This is a genomic window from Kitasatospora sp. NPDC002551 (assembly GCF_040296005.1).
Taxonomy (GTDB): domain Bacteria; phylum Actinomycetota; class Actinomycetes; order Streptomycetales; family Streptomycetaceae; genus Kitasatospora.
Window position 1 is genome coordinate 159,169 of the sequence record NZ_JBEOWI010000011.1, and the last position, 22,339, is coordinate 181,507.

Annotated in this window: 17 protein-coding genes; 4 read left to right on the plus strand and 13 right to left on the minus strand. The window is 73.8% G+C overall.

The genetic code is table 11. From position 1 onward, the window contains the following. Positions 1 to 72 precede the first annotated feature (72 nt). From ABT093_RS13600 to rsmH, 13 genes are all read right to left on the minus strand, one after another. Positions 73 to 879: a YggS family pyridoxal phosphate-dependent enzyme gene (locus ABT093_RS13600; protein WP_350563722.1), complete on the minus strand. Its 807-nt coding sequence runs from the start codon at positions 877 to 879 to the stop codon at positions 73 to 75. Continuing rightward, positions 879 to 1,610, minus strand: a complete 732-nt coding sequence (gene pgeF, locus ABT093_RS13605; RefSeq protein WP_350563725.1) for a peptidoglycan editing factor PgeF — start codon at positions 1,608 to 1,610, stop codon at positions 879 to 881. The genes ABT093_RS13600 and pgeF overlap by 1 nt, the downstream gene beginning before the upstream one ends. Then, complete coding sequence (gene ftsZ, locus ABT093_RS13610) at positions 1,607 to 2,848, minus strand: cell division protein FtsZ (protein ID WP_350563727.1); 1,242 nt, start codon at positions 2,846 to 2,848, stop codon at positions 1,607 to 1,609. The genes pgeF and ftsZ overlap by 4 nt, the downstream gene beginning before the upstream one ends. Before the next feature lie 364 nt (positions 2,849 to 3,212). Then, positions 3,213 to 3,989 (minus strand): cell division protein FtsQ/DivIB, encoded by a 777-nt coding sequence (locus ABT093_RS13615; protein ID WP_350563729.1) that lies wholly within the window; start codon positions 3,987 to 3,989, stop codon positions 3,213 to 3,215. Next, a complete protein-coding gene (gene murG / locus ABT093_RS13620; RefSeq protein ID WP_350563731.1) occupies positions 3,982 to 5,088 on the minus strand; it encodes an undecaprenyldiphospho-muramoylpentapeptide beta-N-acetylglucosaminyltransferase in 1,107 nt (368 codons plus the stop codon). The genes ABT093_RS13615 and murG overlap by 8 nt, the downstream gene beginning before the upstream one ends. Before the next feature lie 6 nt (positions 5,089 to 5,094). Next, a complete protein-coding gene (gene ftsW, locus ABT093_RS13625; RefSeq protein WP_502884217.1) occupies positions 5,095 to 6,453 on the minus strand; it encodes a putative lipid II flippase FtsW in 1,359 nt (452 codons plus the stop codon). An 80-nt stretch (positions 6,454 to 6,533) separates the two neighbouring features. Continuing rightward, a complete protein-coding gene (locus ABT093_RS13630; protein ID WP_350563733.1) occupies positions 6,534 to 8,036 on the minus strand; it encodes a Mur ligase family protein in 1,503 nt (500 codons plus the stop codon). Further along, the gene (mraY, locus tag ABT093_RS13635; protein WP_350563735.1) at positions 8,033 to 9,094 is read right to left on the minus strand and encodes a phospho-N-acetylmuramoyl-pentapeptide-transferase; all 1,062 of its coding nucleotides are present in this window, start codon (positions 9,092 to 9,094) and stop codon (positions 8,033 to 8,035) included. The genes ABT093_RS13630 and mraY overlap by 4 nt, the downstream gene beginning before the upstream one ends. Beyond that, positions 9,094 to 10,494, minus strand: coding sequence for a UDP-N-acetylmuramoyl-tripeptide--D-alanyl-D-alanine ligase (locus tag ABT093_RS13640; RefSeq protein ID WP_350563737.1), 1,401 nt, complete (start codon positions 10,492 to 10,494; stop codon positions 9,094 to 9,096). Before ABT093_RS13640 ends, mraY begins: the two co-directional genes overlap by 1 nt. Beyond that, complete coding sequence (locus ABT093_RS13645; RefSeq protein ID WP_502884218.1) at positions 10,491 to 12,143, minus strand: UDP-N-acetylmuramoyl-L-alanyl-D-glutamate--2,6-diaminopimelate ligase; 1,653 nt, start codon at positions 12,141 to 12,143, stop codon at positions 10,491 to 10,493. The genes ABT093_RS13640 and ABT093_RS13645 overlap by 4 nt, the downstream gene beginning before the upstream one ends. Positions 12,144 to 12,149: 6 nt before the next feature. Then, positions 12,150 to 14,420, minus strand: a complete 2,271-nt coding sequence (locus tag ABT093_RS13650) for a peptidoglycan D,D-transpeptidase FtsI family protein (protein ID WP_350563742.1) — start codon at positions 14,418 to 14,420, stop codon at positions 12,150 to 12,152. Then, a complete protein-coding gene (ftsL, locus tag ABT093_RS13655; RefSeq protein ID WP_350563744.1) occupies positions 14,417 to 15,058 on the minus strand; it encodes a cell division protein FtsL in 642 nt (213 codons plus the stop codon). Before ftsL ends, ABT093_RS13650 begins: the two co-directional genes overlap by 4 nt. A gap of 76 nt (positions 15,059 to 15,134) precedes the next feature. After that, a complete protein-coding gene (gene rsmH / locus ABT093_RS13660) occupies positions 15,135 to 16,109 on the minus strand; it encodes a 16S rRNA (cytosine(1402)-N(4))-methyltransferase RsmH (protein WP_350563746.1) in 975 nt (324 codons plus the stop codon). Positions 16,110 to 16,616: 507 nt separating this feature from the next. On the opposite strand from rsmH, the gene ABT093_RS13665 reads away from it, so the two are divergent. The 4 genes from ABT093_RS13665 to ABT093_RS13680 all read left to right on the plus strand — a co-directional run bounded on the left by ABT093_RS13665 (position 16,617) and on the right by ABT093_RS13680 (position 22,261). Beyond that, positions 16,617 to 17,159, plus strand: a complete 543-nt coding sequence (locus ABT093_RS13665) for a beta-class carbonic anhydrase (protein WP_350563748.1) — start codon at positions 16,617 to 16,619, stop codon at positions 17,157 to 17,159. Between the two features lie 362 nt (positions 17,160 to 17,521). Further along, positions 17,522 to 18,490: an AAA family ATPase gene (locus ABT093_RS13670; RefSeq protein WP_350563784.1), complete on the plus strand. Its 969-nt coding sequence runs from the start codon at positions 17,522 to 17,524 to the stop codon at positions 18,488 to 18,490. 1 nt (position 18,491) lies between these two features. Then, the gene (locus ABT093_RS13675) at positions 18,492 to 19,814 is read left to right on the plus strand and encodes a DUF58 domain-containing protein (protein ID WP_350563750.1); all 1,323 of its coding nucleotides are present in this window, start codon (positions 18,492 to 18,494) and stop codon (positions 19,812 to 19,814) included. Further along, positions 19,811 to 22,261, plus strand: a complete 2,451-nt coding sequence (locus ABT093_RS13680; protein ID WP_350563752.1) for a transglutaminase TgpA family protein — start codon at positions 19,811 to 19,813, stop codon at positions 22,259 to 22,261. The genes ABT093_RS13675 and ABT093_RS13680 overlap by 4 nt, the downstream gene beginning before the upstream one ends. Positions 22,262 to 22,339 lie beyond the last annotated feature (78 nt).

Sequence of the window (22,339 nt, forward strand, 5' to 3'; positions counted from 1 at the left end):
TGGCTAGCGCTCAGATAAGCTGCTAGCTTCTGTCCTATTTTGTCCTGCAGTCTGATCTACTACCCGGTGACGTTACCCGAGGGGTGACCGCACTCCGAGTACCGCCGTTCCGACGCGCACATGTGTCGCTCCGGCGGCAATGGCCTGCTCAAGGTCACCGCTCATCCCTGCCGACACCATGGTGGCAGCCGGATGGGCGGTCCGTACGGCGGTTGCGATTTCCGCCAGCCGATCGAAGGCCGCGGCAGGGTCGCCCGCCAGCGGTCCGGCGAGCGGAGCGACCGTCATCACACCGTCCAGACGCAGCCCGGGCGTGTCGGCGATCGCGTCGGCCAGGGCCACGACGTCCGCGGGGGCGACGCCCGCGCGGTGCTCGCCCTCGCCGGCCTCCTTGTCCAGGGCGACCTGGACCAGGCAGCCGAGGTCGGCGCGCTCGGCCTTGCGCACCGCGGCGGCGAGCGAGTCCACCAGCCGCGGCCGGTCCACCGAGTGGACGTGGTCGGCGTAGCGGACCACCGAGCGGACCTTGTTGGTCTGCAGCTGACCGACGAAGTGCCAGGCAAGCGGAAGGTTTCTGCACTGCTCCGCCTTGGGCGCGGCGTCCTGGTCGCGGTTCTCCGCGACGTCGGTGACGCCCAGGCCGGCCAGCAGTGCGGTGTCCTCGGCGGGGTAGGTCTTGGTGACCACGATCAGCCGGACCTCGTCGCGCGCCCGCCCGGCGGCGGCGCAGGCGTCGGCGATCCGGCGCTCGACGACCTCCAGATTGGTGCCCAGTTCCTCGTAGCGGGCGCGCTGACCCTCCGTCAGCGCGTCCAGCCACTCCTTGTCCGGAAACCGGTCGTCGCCACTCGGGAACGGTCCGTAGATGTCATTCGTCATCAGTGTTCAGAGCCCAACCAGACGTAGCTCGCGAGCCGGCCCGTGCGCTGCTCGCGGCGGTAGGAGTAGTGATCGGCGGATTCGAGGGTGCAGACCGGTGATCGCACCACCTCGGTGACCCCCACGGCGGCCAGCTGGGCCGCGACTCCCTCCGGCACGTCCAGCGCCGGGGTTCCCCAGGAGGTCTGCGCGTACGCGGCGGGCACCCGGTCGGCGATCTCGGCGCGCAGCTGCGCGGGCACCTCGTAGCAGCGGCCGCAGACGGCGGGGCCGGTGGCGGCGGCGATCCGCCCGGGCTCGGCGCCGAGCTCCACCATCGCCCGGACCGCCGCCGGGACCACCCCGGCGGCGAGGCCGGGCCGCCCGGCGTGGGCGGCGCCGACCACCCCGGCGACCGGGTCGGCCAGCAGCACCGGCGTGCAGTCGGCGGTGAGCACCGCCAGCGCCAGCGGCCGGTCGGTGACCACCGCGTCGACGGTCGGGGCCTGCCCCGCCGGCTGCCGCCGCGTCACCACGGCCACGTCCGCGCCGTGCACCTGGTTCATCCAGACCACGTCGGCCGGGTCGAGACCGAGCGCGCGGGCCGCGATCGCCCGGTTCTCCCGGACGGCCTCCGGGTCGTCCCCCACCGCACCGCCGAGGTTCAGCTCCCCGTACGGCGAAGTGCTCACCCCGCCCCACCGAGTGGTGAAGGCGAAGTGAGCACCGTCGCGGACCGCGTGGTCGATCACTTAAGGAAATCCGGGACGTCGAGCTCCTCGGCCGGGCTCTCCACGAACGGCTGGCGGGCCGGCTGCACCTGCGGCGGCACCGGGGCGGCGGTCGCGGTGGCCGGGGACTCGGCCGGGCGGGCCGGGGCGGCGCCCTCGCCCTCCGGGCGGGCGGTCACCGAGCCGATGCCGCCGTAGGCGGGACGGCCGGCCGGGCGCTCGGGGGCGCTGCCGCCACCGGACGAGGCGGCCGGCGGGCTGGCCGGGGACGCGCTCGCCTTGACGACCGGCTCGCGGACGATGGCCGGCGGCTGCCCGCCGTCGAAGCCGGCCGCGATGACGGTGACCCGGACCTCGTCGCCGAGGGCGTCGTCGATGACCGCACCGAAGATGATGTTGGCCTCGGGGTGGGCCGCCTCACTGACCAGCTGGGCGGACTCGTTGATCTCGAACAGGCCGAGGTCCGAGCCACCGGAGATGGAGAGCAGCACGCCGCGGGCGCCGTCGATCGAGGCCTCCAGCAGCGGCGAGGAGATCGCCATCACGGCGGCGGCCTTGGCGCGGTCCTCGCCGCGGGCCGAGCCGATGCCCATGAGCGCCGAACCGGCGTCCGACATGACGGACTTGACGTCGGCGAAGTCGAGGTTGATCAGACCGGGGGTGGTGATCAGGTCGGTGATGCCCTGGACACCGGAGAGCAGGACCTGGTCGGCCGAGCGGAACGCGTCCAGGACGCTGACCTGGCGGTCCGAGATGGACAGCAGCCGGTCGTTGGGGATCACGATGAGGGTGTCGACCTCTTCGCGCAGGGAGGCGATGCCGTCCTCGGCCTGGTTGGCGCGGCGCCGGCCCTCGAAGGTGAACGGGCGGGTGACCACGCCGATGGTGAGGGCGCCCAGCGAGCGGGCGATGTTGGCGACCACCGGCGCGCCACCCGTGCCGGTGCCACCGCCCTCACCGGCGGTCACGAAGACCATGTCGGCCCCCTTGAGGACCTCCTCGATCTCCTCACGGTGGTCCTCGGCGGCCTTCCGGCCGACCTCGGGGTTGGCGCCGGCGCCGAGGCCCCGGGTGAGTTCACGGCCCACATCGAGCTTGACGTCGGCGTCGCTCATGAGGAGGGCCTGCGCATCGGTGTTGATCGCGATGAACTCGACGCCCTTGAGACCGACCTCGATCATCCGGTTGATGGCGTTGACACCACCGCCGCCGATGCCGACGACCTTGATGACTGCGAGGTAGTTCTGCGGTGCTGCCACGTCGAAGGCCTCTCGCCTCGAATTTCCGGGTCGGCCCGATACCCGGAACGGGCCGAACCGACGGATGTCGATGGGTAGGGAGCCTGGTTTCTGACGTAATGTCCGAAATGCCGACCGCCGACCCCAACCCTAAACTTGACCTTTAGGGTTAGTGCTGTGCCTCTGTCACATCACCAGGAAACACAGTCTGGTGACACAGGACACTAGGTGGCTCCGGCCACGTGTTTCAACGAACACGCCGAGCTTCCCTTTTTCTTTTGAGCCTATGTGATCATCGACCGGCGGATGAAACCGGGGTGACCACCAAGCGTCAGGCCGACACGAAACCGCGTCAACCCCTTCCTGCAGCAGAAAACCTACCGGATCATCCGGACACCGCAGGCGAGTCAGGGGCGCTCACGTCGAAGTTCGTACCCTTCTGATTCAGCAGTGCCACCAGGACCCGGGCTTTTCGATCGGTCTGCTCCGGGCTCCCCCAGCGCACCGTCACACCCCCGCCGAGCTGCACCTGGATGTCGTCGTACGAGTGCACGAGGACGGCCCCGGCCCGCTGCAGGACGTCCGCCGGCAGGCCGGCGGCCACCGCGACCGCGCCCCGCACCAGCTGCGCATGGTCGATCACCGATTCGGCGTCCAGGGCCTGCTGGCTGAGCTTCAGCTCCACCACCGGCACCCCCTCCGGGGCGGCAGGCTCGGTGGCGAAGCTCACGCCGCCCGCGTCGACCTGGGTGAACTGCCCGTCCTCGCCCCTGACCACGGCGACCGCCGTGCGCTGGGTGACCTTCACCCGCAGGGTGTTCGGCCAGCCCCGCCAGACCTCCGCCCTCGCCACCCGGGGGATCGCCTCCACCCGGCGGCGGGCCTCGTCGAGGTCCACCCGGGCCAGCGGGCCGGAACCGACCCCGCCGAGCGCCGAGCGGACCTCGTCGGCCGTCAGCCGGTCGTCCCGCATCCCCTGCACGGAGACCGAGCGGACCTCCAGCACCGAGGAGAAGAACACCAGCCAGGACAGCGTGCCGAGGAGCACCGCGGTCAGACCGCCCAGCACCAGCGCCCCCCGCCGGGAGAGCCGGAGCCGAGGAGCGTACTCCCCGGCCTCGAACTCCTCGTCGAGGGGGTCGGCGAGCCGGGCGTCAGCCACGACGGCGGCCGCCCCGGGCGGCCTCGATGGCCTCGTAGACCATGCCGACCAGCAACTCGTCGGCGTCCCGGCGGCCGAACTCGGCGGCGGCCCGGCTCATGTCCCACAGCCGCTGCGGGTCGGTGAGCACCGGCAGCACGTTCTGCAGCACCCAGTCCGGGGTCAGCTCGGCGTCGTCGACCAGCAGGCCGCCGCCGGCCTTGACCATCGGCTGGGCGTTCAGCCGCTGCTCGCCGTTGCCGATCGGCAGCGGCACGAACGCGGCGGGCAGGCCGACCGCGGCCAGCTCGGCCACCGTCATGGCGCCGGCCCGGCAGAGCATCATGTCCGCCGCCGCGTAGGCGAGGTCCATCCGGTCCAGGTACGGCACCGGGCGGTACGGCGGCATCCCGGGGATCTCGTCCACCTGCGGCAGCTCGTTCTTCGGGCCGACCGCGTGCAGGATCTGCACCCCGTACTGCTGGAGCCGGGGCGCGATCGCGCTGATCGTCTCGTTCAGCCGGCGGGCGCCCTGCGAGCCGCCGGTGACCAGCAGGGTGGGCAGCCGCTGGTCGAGGCCGAAGTAGTGCCGGGCCTCGGGGCGGACCGCGTTGCGGTCCAGGGTCGCGATGGTCCGGCGCAGCGGGATGCCGATGTACCGGGAGTCGCGCAGCTTGCTGTCCGGCGTGGAGACGGCGACGAAGTCGCTGTAGCGGGCGCCGATCTTGTTCGCCAGACCGGGCCGGGCGTTGGCCTCGTGCACCACGATCGGCACACCGGCCCGCTTGGCGGCCAGGTAGGCGGGCATCGCGACGTAGCCGCCGAAGCCGACCACGGCGTCCGCCTTGACCCGCTCGATGATCTCCTGGGCGGCCCGGACGGTGCCGCGCAGCCGGCCCGGGACGGTGATCAGCTCGGGGGTGGGCTTGCGGGGCAGCGGGACGGCCGGGATCAGCTCCAGCTGGTAGCCGCGCTCGGGCACCAGCCGGGTCTCCAGGCCGCGCTCGGTGCCGAGGGCGGTGATCCCGATGGACGGGTCATGCCTGCGGAGGGCGTCCGCGAGGGCCATGGCCGGCTCGATGTGACCGGCGGTCCCCCCGCCGGCGAGTACGACATGCACCGAAATTCACCGCTCCCTGCGTGCCGGCCCGCTGGCCGGGCGCGCTGTGGTTCGTCGTCGTGGCAGCACCCGGGCCAGCTGTTTCCTGATCCGGGAGTTCTTGCTCCGGGCGGCCAGGGCCGCCTTCGCGCCCGAGCTGCTGCGTGCCAGGCAGAGCAGCACCCCGATCGCGGACATGGCCGACAGCATGGCGGAACCGCCGTAGGAGAACAGCGGGAGCGGGACGCCCGCGATGGGCAGCAGTCCCAGCGCCGACCCCAGGTTGATCACGGCCTGCGCCATGATCCAGGTGGTGACGGCTCCCGCGGCGTACCTGACGAAGGGATCCTTCGTACCGATGGCCACACGGATACCCGCGTAGCCTAGTGCCGAGAAGAGACCGATCACCGACAGCGTCCCCACCAGACCCAGTTCCTCGCCGGTGGTGGCGAAGATGAAGTCGGTGTGCGCCTCCGGGAGCTGGCCCCACTTCTCCACGCCTGCGCCGAGCCCGGAGCCGAACAGACCGCCGAGGCCGAACGAGTAGACGCCGTGCAGGGCCTGGAAGCAGGCGCCGGCCGGGTCGAGCTTGGTCACACCGATGCAGGAGAGCCGCTCGGCGCGGTGCGGGACGGTGACCACCAGGGCGGTGCAGACCACGACGGCCACCCCGAGGGTGGCGACGAACAGCCGCAGCGGCGCGCCGACCATCCACAGCAGGCCGAACAGCATCGCCACCAGGATCATCGTGGTGCCCATGTCGCCGCCGAGCATGATCAGCGCGAGCAGCAACAGGGTGCCCGGCACCAGCGGGACCAGCAGGTGCTTCCACTGGTCGAGGGTGCCGGTCTTCTGCTTGCGGGCCAGCAGGTCGGCGCCCCAGAGCACCAGGGCGAGCTTGGCGAACTCGGACGGCTGGAACTGGAACACGCCGAAATCCAGCCAGTTCCGGTTGCCGTTGACCTCCATGCCGATGCCCGGGATCGCGACCAGCACCATGGCGCCGATCACCGCGAACATCACCGGGTAGACGATCACCCGCAGCACCGCCACCGGCACCAGCGCGAAGCCGAGCAGCAGGGCGAAGCCGAGCACCACCGCGAGGAGCTGCTTGTAGAAGTAGAACTGGGTCGAGCGGTGCTGGCCCAGCGCGAGGATCTGCGAGGCCGAGAAGACCATCATCAGCCCGAGCACCACCAGCAGCAGTGCCGTGCCGGCGATCAGCAGGTAGGGCGTGAGCGGCCGGTCCAGGGCGTACCGCACGCGGGCCCGGAAGGCCTGCAGGCGGGCCAGTGGACCGGCCGACTTGTAGGCGGTGGTGGTGGCCGAGATCACCCGCAGGGACCCGGCCGGGCGGCCCTTCTCCGGCGCGCTCGAACCGCCCACCCTGCCGCCCTGCCCCACCACAGCTCCCCTTTTCCGTCCCCCGTGGCCTCCGGGCCGGAGGCCACGGGGCAGGAGGTCGCCTACCGGTTCCCGTCCGCCAGCTCCCGGACGGCCGCGGCGAAGAGGTCGCCGCGCTCGCCGTAGTTGGTGAACATGTCCATCGAGGCGCAGGCCGGGGCCAGCAGCACCGTGTCACCCGTTCGGGCGAGCGACGCGGCCGCGCGGACCACCTCGGTCATCGCCACCGCGCCAGTCTGGCCCTCGGCCGCCTCGATCACCGGGACATCCGGCGCGTGTCGCGCCAGCGCCTCGCGGATCAGCGCGCGGTCCTCGCCGATCAGCACGACGGCCCGCAGCCGCTCGGCCGCGCCCTGGACCAGGTCGTCGAAGGTCGCGCCCTTGGCCAGGCCCCCGGCGATCCAGACGATCGGCCGGTACGCGGCCAGCGAGGCCGCGGCGGCGTGGGTGTTGGTGGCCTTGGAGTCGTCGACGTACGTGACGCCGTCGACCACCGCGACCTCGGCGATCCGGTGCGCGTCCGGCCGGAAGGCCCGCAGGCCCTCCCGGACGGCCTTGGGCTCCACGCCGTAGGCGCGGGCCAGCGCGGCGGCCGCCAGCGCGTTGGTGATGTTGTGCGGGGCGGCAGGGCGGCGGCGCGAGGCGCCTTCCTCGGAAGGGTGGTGGGCGACGGGCGGGCTGATGTCCTCGACCGAGCCCAGCTCGGCGGCGCTCACGGCCCGGTCGGCCACGAACGCGCGGTCCACCAGCAGGCCGTCGACCACGCCGAAGTTCGACGGGCCGGGCGCGCCGAGGCCGAACCCGATCGCCCGGCAGCCCTCCTCGACGTCGGCCTCGCGGACCAGCGCCTCGGTGGCCGGGTCGGCCAGGTTGTACACGCAGGCGACGACGTTGCCCTCGTAGATCCGGCCCTTGTCGGCGGCGTACGCCTCCATCGAGCCGTGCCAGTCGAGGTGGTCGGGCGCCAGGTTGAGCACGGCCGCCGCGTACGGGCGCAGCGAGGGCGCCCAGTGCAGCTGGTAGCTGGAGAGCTCGACGGCGAGCACGTCGTACGGCTCCTCGGCGAGCACCGCGTCCAGCACCGAGACCCCGACGTTGCCGACGGCGGCGGTGCGCCTGCCGGCGGCGGTGAGGATCGAGGCGAGCATCTGGACGGTGGTGGTCTTGCCGTTGGTGCCGGTGACGGCCAGCCAGGGGGCGGGTTCGCCGGTGGCGGGCAGCGGCCGGCGCAGGCGCCAGGCCAGCTCGACGTCGCCCCAGACCTCGACGCCGGCCTCGGCGGCGGCGGCGAACAGCGGGCTGCTCGGCGGCCAGCCGGGCGAGGTGACGACCAGGCGGGTGCCCTCGGGCAGGGTGGCGCCGTCGCCGAGGCGGACGGTGACGCCCTGCGCCTCCAGCTCGGCGGCGCGGGCGCCGAGGCCCTCGCCGGAGCCGCCGTCCACGACGGTGACGCGCGCGCCGAGGCCGTGCAGGACGCGGGCGGCGCTGATGCCGGAGACGCCGAGCCCGGCGACGGCGACCGGGAGTCCGGCCCAGTCCGGGTTGCCCGGTGCGGCGGTGGTCATCCGGTCACCCATCCCGCGTAGAAGAGGCCGAGGCCGACGGCCACGCACAGGCCCTGGATGATCCAGAACCGGACCACGACCAGGACCTCGCTCCAGCCCTTGAGTTCGAAGTGGTGCTGCAGCGGGGCCATCTTGAAGACGCGCTTGCCGGTCATCCGGAACGAGCCGACCTGGATGATCACCGAGAGGGTGATGATCACGAAGAGGCCGCCCAGCAGGACGAGCAGGATCTCGGTGCGCGAGCAGATCGCCAGACCGGCCAGCGCGCCGCCGAGGGCCAGCGAGCCGGTGTCGCCCATGAAGATCTTGGCGGGCGAGGTGTTCCACCAGAGGAAGCCGAAGCAGGAGCCCATCAGGGCGGCCGCGACCACCGCGAGGTCCAGCGGGTCGCGGACGTCGTAGCAGTTGGAGGTGGCCGAGGCCACGTAGGCGCAGCTCTGGCCGTACTCCCAGACGCCGATGAAGGTGTAGGCGCCGAAGGCCATCACCGAGGCGCCGGTGGCCAGGCCGTCCAGACCGTCCGTCAGGTTGACGCCGTTGGAGGTGGCGGCGATCAGGAAGTACGCGAAGATGACGAACAGGACCGGGCCGACCGCCCACTCGAAGTCCCGGACGAAGGACAGGTGCTCCGAGGCCGGCGTGCGGCCGGCGTTGTCGGGGAACTGCAGGGCCAGGATCGCGAAGACCAGGCCGACGATGGACTGGCCGGCCAGCTTGGCCTTGGCCCGCAGGCCGAGCGAGCGGCGCTTGACGACCTTGATGTAGTCGTCGAGGAAGCCCACCAGGCCCAGACCGGTGGTCAGGAACAGCACCAGCAGGCCGGAGGCGGTCGGGCTCTCGCGCGTTATCGCCTTGGTGGCGAAGTAGGCGATCAGCGTCGCGAGGATGAACGCGATGCCGCCCATCGTGGGCGTGCCCTTCTTGCTGTGGTGCGCCTTGGGGCCGTCGTCGCGGATGTACTGGCCGTAGCCCTGCCGGGCGAGCAGCTTGATCAGCGCGGGGGTGCCGGCCAGCGACAGGATCAGGCCGATCATGCCGGAGAAGAGGATCTGCTTCATTACTCGGCCGCACCGTCCGCGAGGAGGGCCTCGGCCACCTTCTCCAGCCTCACCGAACGGGAGGCCTTCACCAGCACCACATCCCCCGGCCGCAGCTGACTGCGCAGCAGCTCGACCGCCGCGTCCGCGTCGGACACCAGCACCGACTCCTCACCCCACGAACCTTCGTTCCTCGCGCCCAGTTCCATGCAGGCCGCCTCGCGTCCGCCGACCGCCACCAGCTTGGTGACGTCGAGCCGGACGGCGAGCCGCCCGATGGCGTCGTGCTCGGCCAGGCTGTCCTCGCCGAGCTCCCGCATCTCGCCGAGCACCGCCCAGGTGCGGCGGCGCTCCGGGCCGCGCCCCCCCATCGAGACCAGCGCCCGCAGCGCGGCCCGCATCGAGTCGGGGTTCGCGTTGTAGGCGTCGTTGACGACGGTGACACCATCGGCCCGGTCGACGACCTCCATGCGCCAGCGGGACAGCGCACCCGCCTGGCTCAGTGCTTCGGCGGTGTCGTCGACGGTCATCCCGAGCTCCATCGCCACCGCGGCGGCGGCGAGGGCGTTCGAGACGTGGTGCTCACCGTACAGGCGCAGCTGCACGGGTGCGGAACCGGCCGGGGTGCTCAGCGTGAAGGATGGACGTCCGGTGGAGTCCAGGCGAACGTCCTGTGCCCGGACGTCGGCCTCCGGGGACTCTCCGAAGTACACCACCCGGGCCTTGGTGCGGGCGGCCATGGCGCGCACCAGCCGGTCGTCCGCGTTGAGGATCGCCGCGCCGTCGGCGGGCAGGGCCTCGACGAGTTCGCCCTTGGCCTCGGCGATCGCCTCCTGGGAGCCGAACTCGCCGACGTGCGCGGTGCCGACGTTGAGCACCAGGCCGATCCGGGGCGGGGTGATCGAGGTGAGGTACTCGATGTCGCCCTTGTGCCGGGCGCCCATCTCCATCACCAGGTGCCGGGTGGTGGCCTCGACGCGCAGCGCGGTCGTCGGGTGGCCGATCTCGTTGTTGAGCGAGCCGGCCGGGAAGACGGTCTCGCCCAGGGGCTGGAGCAGCTGGGCGATGAGGTCCTTGGCGCTGGTCTTGCCGGCCGAACCGGTCAGCGCGACCACGGTGGCGTCGGAGCGGCCGACGACGGTGCGGGCCAGCTTGCCCAGGGCGTCCACCACGCTGTCCACCAGCACGGCGGGCACGCCGACCGGGCGGGAGGCCAGCACCGCGACGGCGCCGGCCTCGACCGCGGTGACCGCGTAGTCGTGGCCGTCCACGTGCTCGCCGACGAAGGCCGCGAACAGGCCGCCGGGGCGGACCTTGCGGGAGTCGACCTCGACCGGGGCGGTCACCAGGGCGTCGGGGTCGGCGCCGGCCAGGGTTCCCCCGACTGCGGCGGCCACCTCGGCGAGGGTCAGTGCGATCACGGCTGCTCTACTCCTCCGGTGCCCCGGGCGGCCGTGGTCCGCACGATGGATTCGCGCAGCACCTCCCGGTCGTCGAAGGGGCGGATCTCGTCTCGTACGTACTGCCCGAGCTCGTGGCCCTTGCCGGCCACCAGCACGGTGTCGCCGGCCTGGGCGCGGGCGACCGCGAGCTCGATCGCCTCGGCGCGGTCGGGCACGACCAGGACGGCGCCGCGCTCGGCCTCGGGCACCGCGGCGGCGCCGTTCAGCATGGTGGCGAGGATCGCCAGCGGGTCCTCGCTGCGCGGGTTGTCGCTGGTCAGCAGGGCCGTGTCGGCGAGCCGGGCGGCGATGCCGCCCATCGGGGCGCGCTTGTGCGGGTCCCGGTCGCCGCCGCAGCCGACCACCACGTGCAGCCGGCCCTTGGTGACCTCGCGCAGCGAGCCGAGGACGGCCTCCAGGGCGTCCGGCTTGTGCGCGTAGTCGACCACCGCGACGTAGGGCTGGCCGGCGTCCACCCGCTCCAGCCGGCCGGGCACGCCGGCGACGGCGGCGACGCCGGCCACCGCCTGCTCCAGCGGGAGCCCGGCGGTGGCGAGCACCACGATCGCGGCCAGCGCGTTGGCGACGTTGAACGGGCCGGGCAGCGGGACGGAGGCGTCCGCCTCGGCGCCGTCCGGGCCGAGCACCCGGAAGGTCGAGCCGACCGGGCCGAGCTGGACGTCCACCGCGCGCCAGTGCGCCTCGGGCGCGCCGGTGGCGGAGAAGGTGGCGACCGGGATCTTCGCCTCGGCGGCGAGCCGGCGGCCGTAGGCGTCGTCCACGTTGACCACGCCGGCGCGGGACTTGCCGGGCTGGAAGAGCCGGGCCTTCGCCTGGAAGTAGTCCTCCATGTCCGGGTGGAAGTCGAGGTGCTCGGGGGTGAGGTTGTTGAACAGCGCGACGTCGTAGGCCACGCCGTCGGTGCGGCCGTAGACCAGGGCGTGGCTGGAGACCTCCATGGTCACCGCGTCGGCGCCGCGCTCGCCCATCACGGCGAGGATCGCGTGCAGGTCGGTGGCCTCGGGGGTGGTCCGCTCGCTCTTGATCCGCTCGTCGCCGACCCGCATCTCGACGGTGCCGATCACGCCGGGGTGGCGGCCGGCGCCGCGCAGGCCGCCCTCGACCAGGTAGGAGGTGGTGGTCTTGCCGTTGGTGCCGGTGAGCCCGATCATCAGCAGCCGCTCGGACGGCCGGTCGTAGACGGCGGCCGCGAGCTCGCCCATCCGGGCCCGGGGCCGGTCGACGACCAGCAGCGGCAGGCCGGTGCCGGCCGCCAGCTCGGCGCCGGCCGGGTCGGTGAGCACCGCGACGGCGCCGGCCTCGGCGGCCTGTCCGGCGAACGACGCGCCGTGGTGGTTGGCCCCCGGGAACGCCACGTACACGTCGCCGGGGCGGACCTCGCGGGCGTTGTGGGTGACGCCGGTGACCTCGGGCCCCTCGACGGGGTCGAGGCCCAGCAGGCGGGCGACCTCGGCGAGCGGCCGGGCGCCGGTCCGGGCGGGACGGGGCGGGCTCACGGTGATTTGATCGGGTTTCGGCACGGCGCAGAGGCTATCCGCCGAAGGGCGTCCAGGGCCAAACCGGGCCTTTTCCGTACCGGCGGCCGCACCCGCCAGGTCGTTGCTCATGGTCGATCACGGCTTCCACTCGACGGGCAGGTTGGGCGCCTCGCTGCCGCTCGGCGGGACCTGGAGGGTCTTGAGGGTGAACTCCATCACCTGCTTGAACACCGGACCGCACAGCTGGCCGCCGAAGTGGCCGTTGACCGGGTCCTGGATCACGCAGGAGACGGTGACCCGGGGCTGGTCGGCCGGGGCGAAGCCGATGAAGGAGGCGGTGTACCCGCGGTAGCCGCCGCCGTTCGGGTCCACCCGGTTCGCGGTGCCGGTCTTGCCGGCGACCCGGTAGCCCGGGATGGCGGCCCTGCCGCCGGTGCCCTGCTCGTCGGAGACGACCGACTCCAGCATCTCGGTGAGGGTCTTGGCGGTCTGCTCGCTGACCACCCGTGACTGTCCGGACGCCGGGGCCGGGGTGTACTTGCCGTCCGGCGCGGTGGTGCCCTGGACGACGCTGGGCGTCATCCGGACGCCACCGTTGGCGATGGTCGAGAAGACCGAGGTCGCCTGGAGCGCGTTGACCGACAGGCCCTGGCCGAACGGGATGGTGTACTGCTTGGACGCCTTCCAGTCCTCCGGCTTGTCGAGCAGGCCGGCGGTCTCGCCGGGGAAGCCCAGGCCGGTCGGCTGGCCGATGCCGAACTTCCGCAGGTAGTCGTAGAGCACCCGGTTGGCCTCGGGCTGGGTGGCGCCGAGGGTCTGGGCGGCCTCGATGGTGCCGATGTTGGAGGACTTGGCGAGCACGCCGGCCAGAGTGAGGTACCAGGTGTCGTGCTCGACGTCGTCCTTGAACGCCACGTCGCCGCGGACCAGCGGGTACGGCACGGTGACCTTGGTGTCCCAGGTGGCCTTGCCGGTGTCCAGGACCGCCGCCATGGTCATCAGCTTGGCGGTGGAGCCGGGTTCGTAGGCGTCCTGCAGGGCGGTGTTGCCGAGCTGCGAGTTCTTGGCCGTGCTCAGGTCGTTCGGGTTGAAGCCGGGCGAGGTGGCCATCGCCAGTACCTGCCCGTTGCGCACGTCCTGGACGATCACGTAGCCCTTCTCCGCCCCGGCGTTGGCGACCTGGTCGGTGATGGCCCGCTGGGCGGCCCACTGGATGTCCCGGTTGATGGTCAGCCGCAGGTCGGTGCCGGGCACGGCGGGCTCCAGCGAGCCGCCCGCGGTCGGCACCAGGCGGCCGCCGGCCTGGGCGTAGCTGCTGTGGCCGTCCTTGCCGGCCAGCAACTGCTGGTACTGCTGCTCCAGCCCGCCGGCGCCCTCGCCCTCGGCGTTGACGAAGCCGACCAGGTTGGCGGCCAGGCCGTCGGACGGGTAGACCCGCTTCTGGGTGTCCCGGTTGAAGACGCCGGCCAGCGGGTTGACGCACTCGTTGTCCAGCCGGGTGCGGCCGCCCTCCTCGGCGGGCTTGTTCAGCAGCCGCTTCTGGGCCTGGCAGGCGCGCGAGCCGGCCTGCTTCTCCAGGCCGGACTTGAGGTCGCTGATCTGGTTCTTGATGTCCGGGCTCTGCTGGGCGGCCAGCCGCTTGTACCGGCTCTTGGGGGTGTGCAGGTCGGCGGCGATCTTCTCCTTGGGCACGCCGAGGATCGGCGCCAGCAGCGCGGCGGCCTGCTCGGGCGCGTCGGGCAGGCCGGTCGCCTCGGGGGTGAACATCGCCGGGTCGGCGGTGATGTCGTAGGCGTCGACGGTGGTGGCCAGGGCGACGCCGTCGGAGGACGTTATCGAGCCGCGCTCGGCGGTGATCGGGATGTTCAGGTAGCGGTTGGTGTTGGCGTCGGCGGCCAGCGCGTCGGAGTCCAGCAGCTGGAGCTGGACCAGCCGCCCGGCGAAGATCGAGAACACCACCGAGAGCGAGATGGTGATCACCCGCAGCCGGCGGCGCGGATCGGCCAGCCGGATCCCCCGGGAGGCCGGGCGGCGGGCCGGCGGACGGCGCTGCGGGCGCGGCCGGGGGGCCGGCGGGCGCCCGTCGGAGCGGCGCTGCTGCGGGGCCCGCGCGGGGCGGGGGCGGCCGGGCTGCTCCTTGGGCGCCTGGGCCCGGGCGCCCTCGCCCCGGGCGGCCGGCGGCTTGGGGCTCTGCCCGTCGGGCTTCTGGGCCCTGGGCGGCTGCGCCTTGGGGTTCTGCGGCTTCGGGTTCTGGGCCTTGGGGTTCTGGGCCCTGGGGGGCTGCGGCTTCGGGTTCTGGGCGCGGCCGGCGGACTGTCCGCGCGGCGTGCCGGGACGCGGCGCGGCGCCCCGGACGGGACGGCGCCCGTCGGCGCCGCCGCCGGAGGGCTGGCGGGGCGTGCTCATCGGCCGGTCCCCCCGCCCGCGTGCGGCGACGGCTGCGCCGTGCCCGGGTTGACCTGCACGGTGACGTCGCCGCCCGGCGCCGGGCCGGTCGGCGAGGCGGCCGGGGCCGACGGGGTGGACGGGCTGGACGGCGGCGGGGCGGCCGGAGCCGTCGCCCCCGGGGTCGGCTGGGCAGGCGGCTGCGCGCCGGGCTGGACACCCGGCTGGACACTCGGCTGGGCAGCCGGTGCGGACGGCTTCCCGGGCCACGGTTCCGTGGTGGACCGTTTCACTGGAGGGCTGTCCTGGGCCGCCTTGGGCGTGCCCACCACCGCGCCGCCGTTCGGCAGGTCGAGGAAGGCCATCCCGCCGGCCGGCACCATGCCCAGCTCGGCGGCCCGGCGGGCCAGCGCGTCCGGCGCGGAGTTCTGGTCGATCTGGTGCTGCAGCCCCTGCTGCTCGTCGGTCAGCACGGTGGTCTGCCGCTGCAGCCGGGACAGCTCGAAGGAGCCCTCGTTGAGCGCGGTGTTCAGCGCCAGCAGCCCGAGCAGCCCGGCCCCGAGCAGCAGCACCACCAGCACCGCGAACGGCGTGCGCCCCCGTACCGGCCGGCCCGGGCGCACGGTGATCCGCGCCCTGCCGCTCTGCCCCGGGAGCACCCGGCTCCCTGCCCCGCCTCCGGCCACCGGCCCCACCACTGTCGCTCCTCCGCCCTTCGGACCGCCCCGGTGCCGGTCAGCCCCGGGTGCTTCGGTCCCTGATCCTCTCCGCCACCCGCAGCCGCACGGGCGCGGCGCGCCGGTTCTCCTCGATCTCCTCCTCCGTGGCCAGCTCGGCACCGCGAGTGATCAGCTTCAGCCAGGGCTGGTGCTCCTCGGGGACGATCGGCAGCCCCGGCGGGGCGGTGCTGGTCGCGCCGGCCGCGAAGTACTGCTTGACCAGGCGGTCCTCCAGCGACTGGTACGACATCACGACGATCCGCCCGCCGAGCGCCAGGACGTCCAGCGCCCCGGGGATCGCCCGGTCCAGGACCTCCAGCTCGCCGTTGACCTCGATCCGCAGCGCCTGGAAGGTCCGCTTGGCCGGGTTGCCGCCGGTGCGGCGGGTGGCGGCGGGGATGGCGCCCCGTACCAACTCGACCAGACGCGCGCTGGTGGTGAACGGTTCCTTCTCGCGCTCCCGGACGATGACCGAGGCGATCTTGCCGGCGAACCGCTCCTCGCCGTACAGCTTGAGGATCCGGGCCAGCTGGCCGTGGCTGTAGGTGTTCAGCACCTCGGCCGCGCTGATCCCGCGGGTCTGGTCCATCCGCATGTCCAGCGGCGCGTCCTGGGCGTAGGCGAAGCCGCGGTCGGCCTCGTCCAGCTGCATCGAGGAGACGCCGAGGTCGAACAGGACGCCGTCCACCCGCGGGACGCCCAGGCGCTCCAGCACCTCGGGGATCTCGTCGTAGACGGCGTGCACCAGGGTGGCCCGGTCGCCGAAGCGGGCCAGCCGCTCGCCGGAGAGCTCGAGCGCCGCCGGGTCGCGGTCCACCGCGATCAGCCGGACGTCCGGGAACTGGGTGAGCAGGGCCTCGCTGTGGCCGCCGAGGCCGAGGGTGGCGTCCACCACGACCGCGCCGGGCCGGGAGATCGCCGGGGCCAGCGCGTCCATGCACCGCTGCAGCATCACCGGGACGTGCTTGGGTGCCGGCTCGTTGGTGGTCATGCGCTGTGGCGCCCTTCCTCGGTGCGAAAGCCGCCCGACGTCCGGGGAGCTGCGACCATTCTGTCCCACCGGATGGCGGAGCCGTCGCACGGGCCGGGCCGCGCGGCCCGTGGTCCCCGCCCGCTCAAGGGGAAGGTCGTGACCGCCCGGCGCCGGGGAAGGTGCGCCAGGTGGCACGGAGAGCGGGTGGAGGCCACGGGCCGCGTCGGTCACCGCACGGCCGGAAAGGCCCGGTTGACGGGCCCCGGCGGGTGTGCTCCACTGCGCCGCAACTCTATCGCGCACGCCCCGTCAGTCAATGGCCCGCTCCGGCGCACCACCCGGGCGGCGGTACGGATCTCCGCAGGTCGCGAGGGTGCTCGTGGCACATGCCAGGGGCCCGGCGGGGCACCCGGGTGGCGCATCGCCCCCCATCCGCCCGTTGTGGAGATTCCTCCGGTCACAGGGGGCCGCTTCTGTAGCAATCATCCCCACCGGGCACGAGGAATTCGCACTAACGTCTTCGCCATGACAGTGACTCCCGACCGGCCCGTGCCGACCGACGCTGCCGACCACTCCACACCGACCATCATCGACCGCTTCGTCGCGGCCAACAGCGAGTACGCGCTGACCTTCCGCGACGGCGGCATGGACGCCCGCCCGGTCCAGCGGATCGCCGTGGTGGCCTGTATGGACGCCCGTCTCGACCTGTTCGCCGCGCTCGGCCTCGAACTCGGCGACGCCCACGTCATCCGCAACGCGGGCGGCGTGGTCACCGACGACACCATCCGCTCCCTGACCATCAGCCAGCGCGCCCTGGGCACCCGCTCGATCGCCCTGATCCACCACACCGGCTGCGGCCTGCTCGGTCTCACCGAGGACTTCCGCCGCGAACTGGAGGCGGAGGTCGGCCAGCGTCCGCAGTGGGCGGTCGAGGCCTTCGTCGACCTGGACGGCGACGTCCGGCAGTCGATGCAGCGGGTGCGCACCTCCCCCTTCCTGCTCCACACCGACGACGTGCGCGGTTTCGTGTTCGACGTCCACACCGGCCTGCTGCGCGAGATCGACTGACTCCCGCCCGCCCGGGGTGCCCGGCCGACGCCGTCCGGGCCCGCCGGGCACCCCCGGCCCCCCTTCCGACCTGTGCGGCCCTTCCAAGTGGTGACTTCTGGGCTTCGCAGGGGGGAGAATGCGCCTGCCGGTCTGACCTCGAACCACCTGGGGCGGCCAGCCGCAGGCCGTACCCCGGCACCGGCTCCCGCACGCGGAACCGCGCCCGGAGGGGCCGCGTCCAGCATGGGGTGGGGCCGGGCTCGGTCGGAGCCGGTCGTGGTGTGCCAGGGAGCGAACGGGTGACGAGCTACAGCGATCAGGCCGGTCTCGACGGTCGTACGGGGGACGGCCAGGAGGCAACGGGGTACCACCCGGTCGGCCTGCCGGAACTCGCCGCCGTCGTCGACCGGATCCGGGCCAACATCGAGAGCGTCATCGAGGGCAAGCCGGAGGCCGTCCGGATCGCCCTGACCGTCCTGCTCGCCGAGGGCCACCTGCTGCTGGAGGACGTGCCCGGCGTCGGCAAGACCATGCTGGCCAAGGCGCTCGCCCGCTCCGTCGACTGCACCGTGCGGCGCATCCAGTTCACCCCGGACCTGCTGCCCTCGGACGTCACCGGCACCAACATCTTCGACCAGCAGCAGCGCGACTTCGAGTTCCGCCCCGGCGCGATCTTCGCCCAGATCGTGGTCGGCGACGAGATCAACCGGGCCTCGCCGAAGACCCAGTCCGCGCTGCTGGAGTCGATGGAGGAGCGCCAGGTCACCATCGACGGCACCAGCTACGGGCTGCCCTCGCCGTTCATGGTGGTCGCCACCCAGAACCCGGTCGAGATGGAGGGCACCTACCCCCTCCCGGAGGCCCAGCGGGACCGCTTCATGGCCCGGATCTCGATGGGCTACCCCAGCCCCGAGGCCGAGTTCGCCATGCTCGACGTGCACGCCGGCGCCAGCCCGCTGGACGACCTGCAGCCGGTCGCGCACGCCGCCGACATCCTCAAGCTGATCGACCTGGTGCGCACCGTGCACGTGGCCGACCCGGTCCGCCGCTACGCCGTCGACCTGGTCGCCGCCACCCGCACCAGCCACGAGCTGCGGCTGGGCGCCTCGCCGCGCGCCACCCTGCACCTGGTGCGCGCCGCCCGCGCCGCCGCCGCCCTGGACGGCCGCGACTACGTCACCCCCGACGACATCCAGCGCCTCGCCGTCCCGGTGCTCGCGCACCGCCTGATGCCCACCGCCGAGACCCAGCTCAGCCGCCGCACCGCCGAGCAGATCGTCGCCGACCTGGTCGCCCGCCTGCCGCTGCCGCGTCCGCAGCAGGGCGGCACCGCCGTCCGGAGGGGCTGAGGTGGGCCCGTCCGACGAACCGTCGGGCCTGCGCGCCGGGCTGCGCGGCCTCACCACCCGGGGGCGTTCCTTCCTCGCCGCCGGACTGACCGCGGTGGTCTGCGCGTACCTGCTCGGCCAGGACGCCCTGCTGCGCGTCGGCGTGCTGCTGGCCGTGCTGCCGCTGGCCGCCGCGCTGCTGCTGGCCAACACCCGCTACCGGGTCGCCAGCGGGCGCCGGCTCAGCCCGCACCGGGCGGTGGCCGGCCAGGAGGCCCGGGTGCACCTGCGGGTGGACAACGTCTCGCGGGTCCCCACCGGCCTGCTGCTGCTGGAGGACAAGGTCCCGTACGTGCTCGGGCCGCGCCCGCGGTTCGTGCTGGACCGGGTCGAGCCGCGCGGCCACCGCGAGGTCTCCTACCGGGTCCGCTCCGACCTGCGCGGCCGCTACCCGCTCGGCCCGCTCCAGCTGCGGCTCTCCGACCCGTTCGGGATGTGCGAGCTGAACCGCTCGTTCGCCGCCTCCGACGTGCTCACCGTCGTCCCCCAGGTGCTGGCGCTGCCGCACGTGCGGCTCAGCGGCGAGTGGGCCGGGCAGGGCGAGAGCCGCACCCGCTCGCTCGCGCTGGCCGGCGACGACGACGTCATCCTGCGCGAGTACCGGGCCGGTGACGACCTGCGCCGGGTGCACTGGAAGTCCACCGCCCGCTACGGCGAGCTGATGGTCCGGCGCGAGGAGCAGCCCCGCAAGGCCCGGGCCACCGTCCTGCTGGACACCCGCGAGACCGGCCACCGGGGCAGCGGCCCGGCCTCCTCCTTCGAGTGGGCGGTCAGCTGCGCCGCCTCCGTCGCCGCGCACCTGCTGGAGCGCGGCTACCAGACCCGGCTGCTCACCGACACCGGCCTCGCCGTGCCCGGCCTGGAGGGGGACGGCGGCCACGGCGCCGCCGAGACCTCCGGCGTCATCCTGGACGCGCTCGCGATCGTCGACCTCTCCGACGGGGCCGGGCTCTCCCGCGCCGAGGAGCCGCTGCGGGCCGGCGGCGAGGGCCTGCTGGTGGCCGTCCTCGGCGAACTCGACGAGGAGCAGACCGCCCGGCTCGCCCGGCTGCGCAGCCGCACCGGCGGCGCCGTCGTCTTCCTGCTCGACACCGGCACCTGGGCCGGCCTGCGCCTGCTCGCCCCCGAGACCGGCGGCGAGGAGTACCGCGACCGCGCGCGCCGGCTGCGCGAGGCCGGCTGGACGGTGCTCACCGTCCGCGCCGGCGACTCCGTCCCCGAGCTGTGGCGGGCCGCCGACCGGGCCGAGTCGCCCGCCCCCTACCGAGAAGAGGCCGGCGCGTGACCACCCGGGCCAAACTGACCGTGTACTCGGCGCTGGCCACCGCCCTGGCCGCGCTCTGCCTCACCCCGCTGCTGACCGACCGGGGCTGGATCGCGCACGCCCTCCTGGTGGTGGTCGTCGTCGCGGCGGTCGGCGCCGGACTGCGGCGCACGCCGGTCTACCGGTGGGTCGTCCCGATCGGCCAGCTGCTGGCGCTGTTCGTCCTGCTGCTGCTCGGCTTCGCCGCCTCCTCGGCGGTCTTCGGCGGCGTCGTCCCCGGCACCGAGTCCGTCCGCACCCTCGGCCGGGTCCTCTCCCAGGGGTTCACCGACGTCCGCGACTACGCCATCCCCGCCCCGCCCAACCCCGGGCTGCGGCTGATCCTGGTCGGCTCGGTCGGGCTGATCGCCGTCGCGGTGGACACCGTGGCGGTCACCTACCGCCGCTCGGCCCTGGCCGGGCTGCCGCTGCTCGCGCTCTACTCGGTCGGCAACGCCCTGGCCGGCGACCGGGGCAGCTGGCTCTGGTTCGCCACCGCCGCCGCCGGCTACCTGGTCCTGCTCTTCGCCGAGGGCCAGGACCGGGTCTCCCGCTGGGGCCGGATCTTCCGCGGCTCCGAACGCGGCGAGGGCAGCGGCCTGGGCGCGCTCGGCCAGAACGGGCGCCAGGTCGGCGTGCTGGCCCTCGTGCTCGCCCTGCTGGTGCCGGCCTTCCTGCCGCGCTGGGGCGACGGCCTGCTGCACACCGCCTCCGGCACGGCCTCCGGCCGCGGCGGCAGCGGGGGCGCCAGCAGCCTCGACCCGCTGGTCGCCCTGACCGGGTCGCTGCCCAACCCGCGCAACGTCGAGCTGTTCACCTACTGGACGGAGAGCCCGTCCGCCGGCTCCACCTACCTGCGCACCGGCGCGCTGGACGCCTTCGACGGCACCAGCTGGAAGCGCGGCTCCTCGAACACCGTGCCGTTCACCGGCGCGATGCCCGCCCCCGAGGGCCTGGGCCCGGTCGACGTGCCCGAGGCCAAGACCGAGGTCATGATCGGCAACCGGCTGGAAGACGCCTGGCTGCCGCTCCCCTACCCGGCCCGGACCGTCAACCTGCGCGACAACGCCGCCTGGCAGCTCGACCCGCTCACCGCCAGCGTGCTCCCCGCCAAGGACAAGGCGATCAAGGGCCTCAAGTACACGGCCACCGGACTGGACGTCCAGCCCACCGCCACCAGCCTGCGCATCGCGCCCAAGGCGCCCGAGCGGATCACCCGGCAGTACCTCACCGTGCCGTCCGACACGCCCGAGGTGGTCAGGAAGACGGCGCTGGACGTCACCAGGAACGCGCCGACCCCGTACGACAAGATGGACGCGCTGCGCACCTGGTTCACCGGCCCCGACTTCACCTACGACGCCACCACCAGGACCGACAGCGGCAGCGACGCGATGGCCGACTTCCTGGCCCGCCGCCGCGGCTTCTGCGTCCACTTCGCCTCCACCATGGCGGTGATGGCCCGCTACCTGGGCGTCCCCTCCCGGGTCGCGCTCGGCTTCACCCCCGGCGACAGCAAGGGCGGCAACCTCTACTCGGTGACCGACGCGATGTACCACGCCTGGCCCGAGCTGTACTTCGAGGGCTACGGCTGGCTGCGCTTCGAGCCCACCCCGAACCGCGGCGTCCAGCCCGACTACTCGGACCCGGTCTCCGCCCCGGCCACCCAGCCGACCACCGCGCCGGCCCCGCAGCCGCAGGCCACCGCGCCGGTCCAGGTGCCGTCCGCCGACCCCGACTGCGACGCCAAGCTGCGCCGGATGGGCGACTGCGGCGACGAGCGCGGCACCGCGGCCGGCACCGACGAGGGGTTCACGCTCCCCTCCGGGAAGACCCTGACCGGCCTGGTCGCCGCCCTGCTCCTGGTGGCACTGCTGCTCACCCCGATGGTCTGGCGCGCCCTGCTGCGCCGGCGCCGGCTGGGCGCGGGCGGGCGGCGCCGCCCCGGCGGCGGACCGGGACCGGACGGGCTCACCGACGCCCAGGTGCTGGCCGCCTGGGACGAGCTGATCGACTCCGCCTGGGACCTCGGCATCCCGCCGGACGAGTCGCGCACCCCACGCGCCGCCGCCCGCCGGATCGCCGAGACCGGCGAGCTGGACGAGGCCTCGGCCGCGGCCGCCGGCCGGGTGGCGCTGGCCACCGAGCGGGTGCTCTACGCCCGCTCCGCGCAGGTCGACGAGCCGCTGGCGGCGGACGTCCGGGCCACCCGCGACGGCCTGCGGGCCCGGGTCGGGCGGCGGGGCCGGATCAGGGCGCTGCTGCTGCCGGCCTCCTCCGCCCAGCTGCGGTGGCGGATCTCGGACGTGCTGCTGACCGCCCGGCTCAAGGCGGGCGCCCGGGTGGCGCGGGTCGTCGGGGCGGTCACCGGACCGGTCCGCCGTGCGCTGACCCGGCGGCGCCGCGGCGGGAACGGCCGCGCGGAGTCCTGACCGCGTCCGGGGCGTGTCCGACACGCCCCGGACGCGTCGTGGGGGGGGCGTGGCTCGGCTGGCCGCCCGCGGCGCGTG